The 13,231-nt window shown below is 70.2% G+C and carries 8 protein-coding genes; 2 read left to right on the plus strand and 6 right to left on the minus strand.

Translation table 11 applies throughout. The features are described 5' to 3' along the window. On the plus strand, positions 1–501 hold a 501-nt coding region (locus IE136_RS15270; RefSeq protein ID WP_189600609.1), incomplete at its 5' end, for an ROK family protein. Positions 502–507: 6 nt separating this feature from the next. Here the strand turns inward: IE136_RS15270 and IE136_RS15275 are convergent. The 4 genes from IE136_RS15275 to IE136_RS15290 form a co-directional block, all read right to left on the minus strand. Then, entirely contained in the window at positions 508–2,955 is a 2,448-nt protein-coding gene (locus IE136_RS15275; protein WP_189600610.1) for a beta-glucosidase family protein, read from the minus strand. A gap of 119 nt (positions 2,956–3,074) precedes the next feature. Continuing rightward, complete coding sequence (locus IE136_RS15280; RefSeq protein ID WP_189600611.1) at positions 3,075–4,151, minus strand: DUF1996 domain-containing protein; 1,077 nt, start codon at positions 4,149–4,151, stop codon at positions 3,075–3,077. A gap of 84 nt (positions 4,152–4,235) precedes the next feature. After that, positions 4,236–6,410 carry a discoidin domain-containing protein gene (locus IE136_RS15285; protein WP_189600612.1) on the minus strand — a complete coding sequence of 725 codons (2,175 nt, stop codon included), beginning with the start codon at positions 6,408–6,410 and terminating at the stop codon, positions 4,236–4,238. A gap of 258 nt (positions 6,411–6,668) precedes the next feature. Further along, on the minus strand, positions 6,669–8,867 hold the full coding sequence (locus IE136_RS15290) for a discoidin domain-containing protein (RefSeq protein ID WP_189600613.1): 2,199 nt from the start codon (positions 8,865–8,867) through the stop codon (positions 6,669–6,671). A 495-nt stretch (positions 8,868–9,362) separates the two neighbouring features. Here IE136_RS15290 and IE136_RS15295 point away from each other — a divergent pair, with 495 nt between their 5' ends. Continuing rightward, on the plus strand, positions 9,363–9,950 hold the full coding sequence (locus tag IE136_RS15295; protein WP_189600614.1) for a hypothetical protein: 588 nt from the start codon (positions 9,363–9,365) through the stop codon (positions 9,948–9,950). Positions 9,951–10,209: 259 nt separating this feature from the next. Here IE136_RS15295 and IE136_RS15300 read toward each other — a convergent pair whose 3' ends face one another. Together IE136_RS15300 and IE136_RS35605 are read right to left on the minus strand one after the other, a co-directional pair. Further along, positions 10,210–12,048, minus strand: coding sequence for a fibronectin type III domain-containing protein (locus IE136_RS15300; RefSeq protein ID WP_229818860.1), 1,839 nt, complete (start codon positions 12,046–12,048; stop codon positions 10,210–10,212). A gap of 401 nt (positions 12,049–12,449) precedes the next feature. Beyond that, on the minus strand, positions 12,450–12,620 hold the full coding sequence (locus IE136_RS35605; protein WP_229818861.1) for a hypothetical protein: 171 nt from the start codon (positions 12,618–12,620) through the stop codon (positions 12,450–12,452). Positions 12,621–13,231 lie beyond the last annotated feature (611 nt).

The following is a 13,231-nucleotide window of genomic DNA, read 5'->3' on the forward strand; positions in this document are numbered from 1 at the left end:
TACGCGGGTGCCGAGGCGCTGCTCGAACGCTGGGCCGAGGCGGGCGGACGGCCGCCCGTCGGCGCGGACGAGGAGACCGCGCTGACCGCGATGCTCGCCGCCGCGTACCCGGCCCCCGGAGCGGACGGCGTCGTACCGGAGGCCGACACGACGGCCCTCGCCGTCCTGGAAGAGACCGCCGAGTACCTCGGCGCGGGCTTCTCCGACCTGATCAACCTCTTCCAGCCCGAACGCATCCTCGTCGGCGGCTGGGCCGGCCTCCAGCTCGGCGCCCGCTTCCTCGACACGGTCCGGACCTACGCCACCTCCTACGCCCTGTCGTATCCGGCCTCCCACGTGCGCATCGACCTCGGCACCCTCGGGCCGGACGCCGTCACGGTCGGCGCGGCGATCCTGCCCCTCGCCGACTTCTTCGCCCGCGGCGGCCGCCGAGCCGAAGCGGATCCGGAGGAGCAGAGCCCCGCCTGGCAGACGAGTCTGCGGGAGCGGGCGGCGCAGTGAGAAGCCTCAGCCGGTGACCGCCCGCCGCTCGACCGTCACCGTCCCTTCCCACCGCCGGTCCCCCGCCGACCGCCCCACCATGAGCCGGTACGGCCCCGGCTCCGTGGACCAGGCGCGCTCCTCCTCCGACCAGTGGCGCAGGGCACGGGCCGGAACCTCCACGTCGGCGGTCACCGCCCGGCCCGCCTCCGCCCGGACCGCCGCATAGCCGACGAACCATCGTAGGGGCCGCTCCACGGACGACCCCGGCCGAGCCATGTAGACCTGAACGACCTCCCGCCCGGCGCGGGTCCCCGTGTTGCGGAGCCGTACCCGCATGGTGAACGCATCACCTGCCGCGACCTTCGTCGGTGCGTCGACGGCCTCGTACTCCCAGGTGGTGTAACCGAGTCCGTGGCCGAACCAGAAGGCCGGCGCACGGCCGGCCCGCAGCCACGCGCGATGGCCGATGTGCAAGCCCTCGCTGTACGGAAGGCGGCCCCCCACGGGTCGCGTACGCGTCACCGGCGCGTCCGCGAGAGACGCCCCCCAGGTCGTGGGGAGCCGACCGCCGGGCTCCGCCAGGCCGAACAGGACGTCGGCGAGCCCCGCACCGGCCTCCTGCCCGGGGAACCAGGCGAGCAGCAGCGCGCCCACCTCCTCCCTCCACGGCATCTCGACCGGGCCGCCGCTGTTGACGACCACGACCGTGCGCGCGTTGGCGGCGGCCACCGCCCGCACGAGATCGTCCTGGTGCCCGCCGAGGGAAAGGCCGCTCCGGTCGTACCCCTCGGTCTCGTCGTGCTCCGTGGTACCGACGACCACGATCGCGACGTCCGCCGCCCGGGCCGCTTCCACCGCTGTCGCCGACACGAGCTCCGCATCTGGCTCCGGCGGCGCCGCGGTGACGACGGTGGCGCGTCCGCAGCCGGGGACCAGCTCCCGCCGAGCCACGACGTGCACCGGCCGCTTCGAGGTCAGCACCGCCCGTGCCTCCCGCACGGGCGGGTTCACGTGAACGACCGCCGGGTCGTCCGTCTCGCGGAGGAACACGCCTTCCAGGAGCGTGAGTCCGTCGACGGTGAGAGTCATCCGGCCGAAGCCTCCGACCCCGAACGTCCACGCTCCTGCCTGCCTCGGCCGCAGGACCGCGCTGATCTCCACCGTGCGCGCCCCCGCAGGCAGGTCGGGCTCCAGCTGACGTCCCGACAAGCGGTGCTCCGCGTGCAGTTCCCGCCCCGACTCGTCCAGAACGCGCAGCAGCACCCCGGGGGCACCCGACCTCGGGTCGCGGCACCGGTCGGTGTCGAGCGGGGACGGAGCGACCCCCGGCGTCGGTCCGGGGACATGCACCACCCGGGCGCGGCCGCGTAGTCGGGCCCGGATGCCGGCCAGGGGGGTCACCACGTCGGAGGGGAAGACACCCGCGCTGCCTCCGCCCTGCGTGCGGGGTGCCGCGGCATGCGCGCCGATGACGGCAACGGTGGAAAGCTCCGTCGGATCAAGCGGAAGCACCCCTCGGTTGGTCAGCAGGACGGAGCCGGCCGCAGCCGCCCGGCGCAGCAGCGCACGGCTCTCGTACGAGTTCCGCACCGGCTTGCGGCGTCGGCGAGGCGGCGCGAAGGCGCCCACACGGTCGGCGAGCCGGAGCAGCCGCCGTACCTTCTCATCGACGGCCTCCTCGGGAACCCGTCCGTCTTTCACCGCCCGCACCAGCGAGGCGCCCCAAGGACTCTGCGGGCCCGGCATCGCCAGGTCGAGCGCGGCGCGGGCAGGCTCCTCGGCCGAGCGCAGAGCGGCCCAGTCGGACACGACGACTCCGTCGAACCCCCACTCCCCCTTGAGGGGTTCCCGCAGGAGTGGGCTGGCCGTCATCGTGACGTTGTTGACGGCGTTGTAGCCCGCCATGACGAGCCACACCCCCGCCTCAACGGCCGCCTCGAACGGTGCGAGGTACACCTCCCGCAGGGTGCGCTCCGACGCCCGCACGTCGACCGTCAGCCGATCGGTCTCGGAGTCGTTCGCGACGTAGTGCTTGGCCGTGGCCGCCACGCCATGGGACTGGATGCCCCGGATCAGCGCGGCGCCGGTGCGGCCCGTCAGTTCCGGGTCCTCCGAGAAGCACTCGAAGTGCCGGCCCCCCAGCGGGGTCCGATGGAGGTTGAGCGTCGGGGCCAGCACCACGTCGACGCCCTTGCGGGCGGCCTCCGCGGCCAACAGGCCGCCGAGCTCCTCCACCAGTTCCTCGTCCCACAGGGCTCCCAGGGCCGAGGCGGAGGGGAGCAGGGCGGAGGGGCGTCGCTCGTCCCACGCCTCACCCCGGACGCCGGCGGGACCGTCCGACATCACCATCTCCCGCAGTCCGATGTCGGCCTCCGCCGCCGTGCGCCAAGTCGTCGCGCCGGTGAGCAGACGTACCTTCTGCTCAAGGGTCAGCTGGCCCACGAGCCGATCGAGCGTCCTGTCGTCCTTCATTCCCGCCCCTCTTTCGCAGCTGCTCCGTCGTGGCCCTGCCCGGCGGCCACCGGGCAGGGCAGAGGGCCCGGCCGCCCTCGCGCGAGCGGGAACGGCCGGGCCTCGGGGAATCCGGTCGGTCAGGGCAGTCGGTAGTCCGCGTTCAGGACCGCACCCCGCTCCGGGTGGTTCTCGTCGTAGCCGCGCGGATCGCACTGGAGGCCGCCCACGATGCAGTGGTCGACCATCGCCTTCAGGGTGCGCTCCTCCCACGCGTTGAAGAAGTCGTAGTGGAAGGAGTGGCCACGACCGCTGGCCAGCCGAACCTGGCTCATGTCGCCGTTGACCGGGAAGGCCATCTTGAACTCGATCATCGGCAGGGCGACCGGGTGGGAGGCCGGGCACATGTTGTCGTTGGTGCCGGGTTTGACCACCGGATAGGCCATGTGGGTCTTGTGGTCGGGGGTGTCGAGGTACTTGCCGTCCCAGCAACTGGGGGCCTGGAAGCGGATGTTGAGCTGTACGTCGGGTCGGCTCGGACAGTTCGTCGGGAAGTCGACGTTGAAGAAGCTGTCACCGCATTCCCAGCCTTCGACGAAGCCACGATGGCGGCGGAACGCGTCGGCGCTCTGCGTCGGATCACCCACGACGAACCGCAGCCCCTTGGGGAACGGCCGCACGCTGGTGTAGTCGGTGACACCGGCCTTGTAGTAGATGACCTGCGGGCCCACCGGGAGGATCTTCTTGTCACCGTTGTAGAGGGACGGCATCCAGTACGCGGACGCGTCGGCGGGCGCCTTGCAGGTGGTCCTGCCTCCGTAGAGGCTTCCGGTCGTGCTGCCGGCGTGCGTCGTCGTGTTGCCCATGAAGGTGTGGTCGTGGGACTTGCCCGGCTGTCCCGGGTACACGATCGGGTCGTCCGGTGCGGTATGCGTGACGGAGCAGTTGGCCTGGAACTCGTGGAAGTAGCGCGGCGACGGGGTGGCCGTGGACGGTGTCACTCCCGTGACCTGCGGGACCGCCGGTATGTAACCGTCCCCGTCGGGGTCGTCGCCGGATGCCTGTGTCGACACGGCCATCGTGTGCCCGGCGTGGCTGCCGACCGGGGCGGGACCCCCCGGATCGGCCGCGGTGGCGACCGTGCCGATGCCGAGGACGGATGCGACGAGAGCGCTGCCGAGGAGGAGCGCAGGGAGTTCTTTCGAACGCCATCTCATGGAGGGCCTCCAGCCCATGGGGGGAGAAGTGGTGACCCGGCAGGGGACTGAGCGCCGCCCCCGCCGGGGGCTTGGCGTCGTGCGTCAGTTGTAGACGCCGAATTCGTGGAGCGAGTAGCCCCAGCCCGTCCCCCTGGCCGTCAGGTGGAGACGCACGTGTCGCGCGGTCGCCGCGACATCGATGGTGTCGACGTCGCCGTTGCCGGTGGTCGTGGTGTGAAGCGTGCGCCAGGCATTTCCGTCGTCGGACACCTGTACCTCATACGACTTCGCGTAGGCCGGGTCCCAGACGAGCTGGAGCTTACGGATCGCGGTGGAGGCGCCGAGGTCGACGCGGATCCACTGCGGGTCGCTCCAGTCGCCGGCCCAGCGTGTGTCGGCCCTGCCGTCCGTCGCCTTGGCGGGCTCACAGGGACAGTCGCCGTACGACGCCTGGAAGGAGGAGGCGCTGGTCGGTTTGTTCAGCGCCAGGTTGGTGCCGGAGACCGGCGGGGCGACGACCTTGACCGATTTGCTCTCGATGCCGGCGTTCCCGCGGCCGTCCTCCGCCTGGATGTACACCTTCCAGACGCCCAGCTTCTCGGGCGCGGTGACGGCGAAGGTGCCGTTGCCGGTGGAACGCCACCGAGCCTCGACGAGTCGCTTGTCACCGTTGGCGTAGTTGCCGCTGAGGAAGATCTTGTACGTGATCGGGTCGCCGTCCGGATCACGCACGTCGGCACGCACGGTGAACTCACTCCCTGCGGGAGCTGAGGTGGCGGGGCTGGCGGCCATGTTCGTGAGGACCGGCGGTGTGTTGTCGCCGCTGGTCGATCCGGTGTAGGCCTTCTTGACGGAGTAGTACGACAGGCGCTTGAGGCCGTCGGGCACGAGGTTGAACCAGACACCGCCGAAGTCGTGCTCGATGCCGTAGTGGAACAGGGTGGCGCCGAGCGCGACGCCCTGGTGGCCGGTGACGCAGCTCCACGCCTTGCTGTAACCGTCGGCCTTCTGCACGTCCGTCGGCTCGTCGGGGATGCCGTTGGCGTCGTCGGGAACCTCCCATTCACCGGCGGGACCGCCCTCGGTGATGATGTAGGGCTTGGTGTAGCCGCCCTGCTGCCAGTCCTCCTGGACCCCGCAGATGTCGCCGTAGGAGTTCATGGAGTACAGGTCGAGGTCCGGGGCGTTGCGCTGGTAGTAGGGCCAGGCGCCGGTCCAGGCGTCGGTCGAGGTGACGGGATGGTCCGGGTCGATCGTGTGGATCTTCTTGGCGACGTCGTTGACGAAGGCGGTGTAGGCGTTGCGCTGGGCCTCCAATTCGGTGCCGTTGTAGCAGTTCTGCAGGCCGAGCACCGATTCGTTGCCGACGTTCCACATGAGCGTGGCGGGGTGCGACTTGTAGGTCTCCACCCACTTCGCGAACTCGGTCAGCATGGTGTTCTTGTACGCCGAGTCGGTCACGTAGTTCACGCAGCCGCCGCTGCCGGGGCCGCCGCCGGGCTGGAGCCAGAAGCCGTTGATCACGCGGATGCCGTTGGCCGCCGCCGAGTCCAGCAGCGGCTTGGTGCCGCCGTCTGTGCCCCAGGTGCGGATCGTGTTGACGCCCATGGACTTCACGTCCGGCAGGTACTTCGGTGCGTCGGCGATGGACGGGCCCCAGGTCAGCCCCTTGACGGTGTACGGCTGTCCACCGACAGTGAGCTGCCAGTTCCCCTGGGAGCCGGCCACCCGGACCGGTCCTCCGGTGGGGGGAGGCGTGGTGCCGGCCGTGTTCCCGTAGACCTGGAACTCCCAGAGGGAGTAGCCGTAGCCCCCGGACCGTTCGGTTCCCAGCATCCGCACGTAGCGGCCGGAGCCGGAAAGGGCGAGATCGTCCGTGCCACCGTCACCGCCGGTCACGGTCTTCAGCGTCCGCCAGTCGCTGCCGTCGTCGGACGCCTGGATCTGATAGCTCCTGCCGTACGCGCCCTCCCAGGTGAGGACGGTGCGGCTGAGGTTCGCGCGCTGACCGAGATCGACCTGGAACCACTGCGGGTCGCTCCACTGACTGGCCCAGCGGGTACCGGTGGGATTGCCGTCGACGGCCGCCGACGCGGCGTACGAGTCGCCCTCCTGGGATGAGGCGGTAGCCGGTTTTCCCTGCGACAGCAGGGTGTCCGCCGCCTGGGCGGACGGGGCGGCGAGGGTGAGCGACGAGGCCACCAGCGCGCCGAGGGCGAGCAGGGGAAGACCGGCGCGTCGGCGGACCGGGGCGGTTGATGAGAGGGGTCTGGTCACATCTGCTCCTGGCGGGTCGGAGTGCCGGTGGGGGGAGCGCTGTCCAGGGGATCCCCGGTCCCCGTTCAGCGCGTGACTGCGGTGTGCCGCCCGGTTCTGGACGGCACGATGGCTTGCGGGGTGCGGAACCGCGCCCGGTTCAGGCACCGGGCCGCGGTGGCGTGGCCCCTCCGGGCCAGGTCGCGGGGATGTCACCCGGACCGGAGGGGAGTCTCTGGCGGGCCGCCGTATCCATCCGGTCGGCCGGCGGAGGGAGTGTCAGGGGAAAGACACGAGGGTGGACGGTACGGTCGAGGTTCCGGCGGGGACCGTGGACGCTCCGGTGTCGTTGATGACGTGGTTGTAGTGGCCCATACCGCCGAGGGACACCACCAGGAGGCTGTGGAACCTCACGCCTGGCTTGACCGGGGCTTTGAAGCCGTGGTGCTGGCGGATGGTCGGGTCCACGTTGTAGTTGCAGTAGCTGCCCAGGCCCCACGCCTCGTGGGTGGTGACGGAGTCGTCGACCCGGTAGGCGGCGTAGCCCTGGGTGGTGCCGTTCTGGATCGCCGCCTGGTTCGGCGCGTCGTACGCCTTCTCGTTCTGGTAGAAGATCGTGCGGCCGCGCTCTCCGTACCACTCGACGTCGTACTTGTTGAAGTGTTCGACGAACAGGCCGGTGGCGAGGACGTCGTCGCCGTTGACGCGGACGCCGTAGTCGGCACGATTGGTCTCCCAGCCGACGCCGTCGCCGTGGTCGGCCCGCCAGACCCAGGTGTGGTCGACGATGGTGTCGTCGCTGTTGACGACCATGCTGGTGGTGGCCTTGCCGGGGCCCGCTCCGCCGATGCGGAGGTAGACGTCCTGGACGGTGGTGGGATTGGCCGCGTGGTCGGCGGAAGCTCCCTGCGGGCCGACCTCCAGAAGCGTCGGAGAGTTGACGGGGCCCGCGTCGATGAGGAAGCCGGCGAGTCGTACGCCGTCGACGTCGGCGACCCGCATCGCCGTCACCCCGTTGTCGGGGGTGATCGTGGCCAGACCGAGGCCGAGAACGATGGTGTTCGCCCGGTCGACGTTGATGGTCCGGTCCACGTGGTAGACGCCCGGGGTGAACAGCAGGTGCAGGCCCTGGGCGAGCGCGGCGTTGATGGTGGCCGCCGTGGCGCCCGGCTTGACGACGTAGAAGCGGCTGAGCGGGATCGACTCGCCCTGCGGGGTGCCGTTCGCCCAGCTGACGCCGCGCGCGTCGGTGCGCTTGGCGGGCGCGAAGACCCTGTACTCGTTGCCGTCCAGGTAGAGGAACGGCTTTTCGCGGGAGATCGGTGTGGTGTTCAGGGTGGTGTAGCGGGGCTCGGGGAAGCTGGTGGCCGGGGCGCCCTCGACGCCGGAGAAGACCTGGTTCCACACGGAGTTGGACCAGCCGCCGATCGCGCTGTCGCGGGTGTACCACTGCTGCTGCGAGTAGTTGCCGACCTGTCCGTCGATCTTGGAGTCGGCGATGTAGCCACCGCTGGCCCAGCCGTATCCGTTCGGCGCCAGGTTCAGCCCGCCCTTGACGTGCATGCGGCGGAACGATGCGGCCTGGGAGACCGCCCACCGGTTGGTCCCGCTGACCGGGTTGAGCGCCAGGTTCTCCGCGGCCCGCCAGAAGTTCTGCGTCGCGTTGCCGTTGAACCAGCCCGCGTCGACCGTCACGTCACCGTTGATCGTGGTGTCGTCCGGCCGCAGACCGAGGCCCGCGATCTGGGTGTAGAAGCCGATCTGCGCGTTGAGACCGTTGTACGTCCCCGGCTTGAAGAAGAACGCGTGCCGGCCGCTGCCGAACTGCGCCGACTCCTGCTCGCGGAAGACCTGGTCCAGCTTGGCCTGGATACCTGGCGTCGAGGGGTCGAAGACATGCACGTTCGGGCCAAGGTCTCCACCGCCCGGCAGGGTCGGGCCGCCGTCGCCGCCCGTGGAGCCGTACACCTTGAACTCCCAGAGGGAGTAACCGTATCCGGTGGCGCGGGCGGTGCCGAGCATCCGGACGTAGCGGGCCGTCCCGGAGACGTTCAGCGCCTCCGCGCCTCCTGCCCCCGTGGTGGTCGAGTAGACGGTCGACCAGTCCGTGCCGTTCTGGGACGTCTCGATGCGGTAGGCCTTGGCGTACGCGGCCTCCCAGCGCAGCTCGACGCGTTCGAGGGCCGCCGGGGCGCCGAGGTCGACGCGGATCCACTGCGGATCGGAGGCGACGCTGGACCAGCGCGTGCCGTTGTCACCGTCCACCGCGGCGGTCGCCGGCGTGCCGTAGTGCTCCTGGCTGGAGGCGGTGACCGGCTTGCCCTGGGAGAGCAGTACGGGCGCGGCCTCCGCCTTCTGGGCGGGACCGAAGGCGAGAAGGGCAGCCGCGAGAGCGGTGACCACCACGCCGACGACCCCTCGGCGAACGGATCTGCGAGGTGTCGGTGGCGCTAGGGACGGTATGCCAACTGTGGCCATGTGGGGGCTCCTTGGAAACGAGTACGACACGGGAGAGCGCTCTCCGGAACCTTGCCCGTCACGACACGACACGGTCAAGGCCTATGTCATCCCTTATCTTTTGACTTTCATTAAGTGGCAGTTGACGGCTGCGGCTCACGTTCAGCGGCTGCTGCGACGACGACGGCATATGAGGACGTCGCCGCGGTCGTGGGACGGGGTGGCGACTGGAGTCAGGGTGACTCGTCCACCGCCCGCCGGACCGCTTGTACGTAGCGCGATCGCAGTTCATGGATGCCGACGAGGGGTACGTCGTTCGAGGTGGCATCCGGGCCGATCCGCCCGTAGTAGTGCCTACGTGGACGCAACGGCAGCTCGGGTCACCTCTATCGGTCCTGCGATCTCCACGGCTCCTCGTGCAGCCGTCAGCGGTGGCTCCAGTTCTTGAAGCACGTTCGTGTCGTTGCCGCCTCGGGCGCCTACGGGGAGCTGCGGGGCGACGGATAGCGTGCGGGCATGGCGATGACGGAGAAACGACGGGTCCTGTACCGGCAGGGCAGCGGATTCTGGCGGATGACGGCGAAGTGGGTTCTGGTCTTCGGGGCCCTGTGCCTGCTGGACGGCGGGCTGCTCCGGTCGTGGGGCCACGCTGTGGTCTGGCCGATGATCGGCCTCGTGCTGTGGGTGCCGTTCGGGATCGGCGTCGTCTGGTACCCGAGGAAGGACCAGCGCGTCGAGCTGACGGCGCGTGAACTGCGGGTGCGGCGCAAGCGGCTGCCGATGAAGAAGGTCAACCTGCTGCACGTGGCGCGGCTGTGGCTGGAGGGGCGGTCAACCGCGGACGACCAGCCGGTGCGTGAATGGAGACGGTTCGACCGGGTGGTGTGGGTGCCGCTGCGGGACGGCCGAGCGTTCGGCGTGGAGTTCCGCGACCCGGCCGCGTTCGCCAAGGTTTTCGGCGCCTTCGCGGTCGCGGCGTGCGGCGGGCCCGACATCGTCCGCGCCAGGGCCGCAGCGGAGACCTACCCGGATCCGCTTCCGATGCGGCCCCGCCCCGCCGACGACGCAGGTTCCCGGCCGGCCCTCCTGGACATCTTCGACTGACAGCCGGAAACGCCGGCAAGGGGCAGTGCTCCGTCAGGGCCCACAGGTCGACCTCCGCCCGCGGATCGGGCACCCGCTCGTCCATCCGCGTGTGGTGGGCGGCGTGGGCTACGAGCAGCACCGTCGCGATGGTGGAGTGCCCAACTGACCGTGGCACGCGAGGCGGGCGCCCCCGGTCGTAGCGGTCCGCCGCTGGTCCCGAATCCCTGTGGCGGCGACCCCCGAGGAGGTCGCCGCCCGGGTGCTGCGGAGAGGTCCGTCAGAGCCAGGAGGCCCATATTCCGTACGCCGCCGAGCGGACGGACTGTTCGGCGCCCGAGGAGTCGGTGAAGACCACCCGGTAGTACTGGAGGCTCAGCAGGTCCTCGTGCACTGCCGAGTCGACGTAGTAGACGGGTGTGCTGCCCACGGTACCCGTGCTGAGGGTGGTATAGGCGCTTTCGCCGGGGTTCCAGCGCTCCACGCGGTAGTGGGTGGCGGTCCCGCAGGGGACGGAGGACGCGTCGGAGCACCCCAGGTAGACGGAGGGGTACTGGGCTTCATGGACGCTGACGCCGGCCCAGCCCGGCGGCCGGGTGTCCGGCAGGGTGACGGCGATCTCCGCCGGCCTGAGATCCTCGGGGCGGGGGTCGACATGGTAGGCGTCCGTCGCGGCGACCCGGTAGACGTGCTCGCGGCCGTCGGGGACCGTCGGGCAGAGAATCTCGGTCTCGGCCAGGGAGTCGCCCTTCCAACAGTTCCTCGTCCAGGAGGTCTCACCTGTGGTGGGGTCGGTGGTGCCCTGCCACACCACGTAGCCCTGGACATCGTCATCGGCGGGCGGTGTCCAGGTGAGGCGGACGCCGAAGGGGATCTGCTCGGCGGCCAGGTCCAGGACCGGGGCCGGGCGCTGCGTGTCCGGGGTGGTCTCCATGGCGGCGGGCCCGGGCTGGGACGCACGCCCGTAGCGGTCGACCGTCACGACCCGGTACTCGTACATCGTCTCGGACTTGCCCTGGACATCCCAGCAGCGGCCGTCGACCACCTTGGGGCCGACGTAGGAGGGAACGGTGTCGAATGCCCACGTCCAACTCACGTCGGGGTCCGTCAGCGGCCGGTCATCCGAAGTAAACGGCTTGCACCCCTCGACGGTGCTGGTCTCACCGGTCGCGGTATCGGTGCGGACGATCCGGTACGTGGGAAGAGGCTTCTCGTCGACGGTCCACGGATCGGCGCCGAGCCACCAGAGCAACACGCCTTCGTCGAACCTTGTCGCCGTCGTCCGGAACGGGGCTATCGCCTCGCCCCGGTCGGCCATCGACAGCGTGATCTCCACCGGGGCGGCGGCATTGCCCTTCGCGTCGAGGGCCTGCACCGCATACCGGTAGGTGTCCGCGACCCCGATCGCCTGACGTGGCACGACGTCGGTCTCTGTTGTGGTGTCGCCCAAGGACAGGGCGTTCAGGTGCTCGCCGGTCGCGGGATCATACTGGACGACCCGGTACGAAGCGGCCCCGGCCACGGGGGACCACTTCAGGTGGGGAACACCCGACTGGTATTCGACGCCGGCATCGGCGACGGGCGCCGGGGGCGTGAGATCCCAGGTGGTGAAGGTGGTGGCGGCCGAGTACGCGGACCAGTTCCCGGCGGCGTCGCGGGCCCGGCCACGGTAGGTGGCCCTGCTGCCGTCGGCGGGTTGGCCGGTGTCGCAGAATGCACCCTTGGCGCCGGAGTGGACCGTGGACCAGACGCCGGTCACCGGGTTCTGGCGCTGGGCCTCGTACCACGCGATGTCGGCCGAATTCGCCGCCGTGGTGACGAGTGCGGGGGCCACGTAGGGCAGGTTGTCCGGGCATACGTCCTGCATGACATGAGGGACAGCGGGCGGGGTCTTGTCGATGGAGGTGACGGCGAGGTCCGCGCTGCCCCAGGACTCGTTGCCGGTCTTGTCGACGGCGCGGAGTACGTAGAGGTACGTCTGGCCGGTGGCCGGGGGGTAGTTCACGTAGGAGACGCCGGTGACCAGGGCGGTGGCGCTGCTGACCTTGGCCCAGGCGGTGGTGGGCAGCCGCCGGTAGAGACGTAACCGGCGAGGTCCATCTCTTTGTTTGCCGCCCACTTCAGGGTGACCCTGTTGAGGGCCCTGTCGTACGCGACGGTGGCACCGGTCGGCACGAGCGGACGAACCTTGTCGGCGGTGGCCGACGTGACGGGCGCGTATGCGAACGCGACGTTCGCGGCGCCTGTCCAGGCGGCGTAGTACACGGTAATGGTGTGCCTGCCCGCCGGAAGGGTGAGGTTGACCGTCTTCTTCTGGGTGGTGGAGATGTTCTTCCACAAATCGATCCTGCGCACGCCGTCGACGTTGACGCGTATGCCGTCCTGGGCCGCGGCGACGAGGGTGAAGGGGCCGCCGGAGCCGAAGTCGCGGGTGACGGACCAGCGGACGGAGAAGTTGTCCTTCGGCAGCGTGACACCCGCCGGGTCGCCGTAATCGTAGTTCTCGGCGATGGCGCTGTCTCAGGTGGTCAGCTTGGGCGTGCCGCTGAAGGCGGAGTTGGCGAAGTACTCCGCCTTCCACACGGGGGAGGCGCAGGTGACGGCCGCGGAGGCCGGAGCGGCGGTCAGCAGACCGCCAAAGGCGGCGAGGGCGGCCGTGGTGGCCAGCGCGCCGAGCCGGTAACGAGTCATCACAGAAGAAGGAGCCCTTTCCGGACCGGTGCACTACAGAGAACACGCGTATGACTCACCGGCAACCTTCAAGGTTGTACACGGAACGAAACAGAAATCGAGTGTTATCCATACAGCCGTCCGTGCCACCAGACACCGGGGCCCGCAACGGAGCGCCGGGCGCCACAGCCTGCGTCGCTGGGCACAGGGCGAGAGCGGCGAACGCGTTTCGGCCTGGGCGCTACGAGACCGCTACTCCTGTCTCTTCCTTGGATCAGACCCGCCGCCCGCGGTGCAATCTGGTGGCCCGCGGCGCCGACCGGGCCCTTGGTCACCGTCGTGGAGCGGCGCCAGCTGGATGGCGTGACGTCCTGTCGCCAAGAGCCCGGACCCGGCCGTCCTCGCCGCGCTCCGGACGGTCACCCGCGCCATGGGCGGCGGGGCCGTATGCCCGACGATGCCCGCCCTGTGCCGGGACGACGTCTCGACACACGGGATAAGACGATGCGCTCGTACGACGCCGTCCAGGCCGAATCCCCCACCTGCTCGCTCTCCTCGGCGACGACGACCTTCGGATACGGACCCGGGCCGCCCATCTCCTGGCCTGGTTCCCCGAGGTCGCCGAGACAACG

Origin of the sequence: Streptomyces lateritius (assembly GCF_014649715.1) — a bacterium.
GTDB classification, from domain to species: Bacteria; Actinomycetota; Actinomycetes; order Streptomycetales; family Streptomycetaceae; genus Streptomyces; species Streptomyces lateritius.

Excerpts from the sequence above, each read along its gene's own strand:
- IE136_RS15295 (WP_189600614.1), top strand. The coding sequence starts at position 9,363 with ATGGCGATGACGGAGAAACGACGGGTCCTGTACCGGCAGGGCAGCGGA.
- IE136_RS15290 (WP_189600613.1), bottom strand. The coding sequence starts at position 8,867 with ATGGCCACAGTTGGCATACCGTCCCTAGCGCCACCGACACCTCGCAGA.
- IE136_RS15275 (WP_189600610.1), bottom strand. The coding sequence starts at position 2,955 with ATGAAGGACGACAGGACGCTCGATCGGCTCGTGGGCCAGCTGACCCTT.
- IE136_RS15280 (WP_189600611.1), bottom strand. The coding sequence starts at position 4,151 with ATGAGATGGCGTTCGAAAGAACTCCCTGCGCTCCTCCTCGGCAGCGCT.
- IE136_RS35605 (WP_229818861.1), bottom strand. The coding sequence starts at position 12,620 with ATGACTCGTTACCGGCTCGGCGCGCTGGCCACCACGGCCGCCCTCGCC.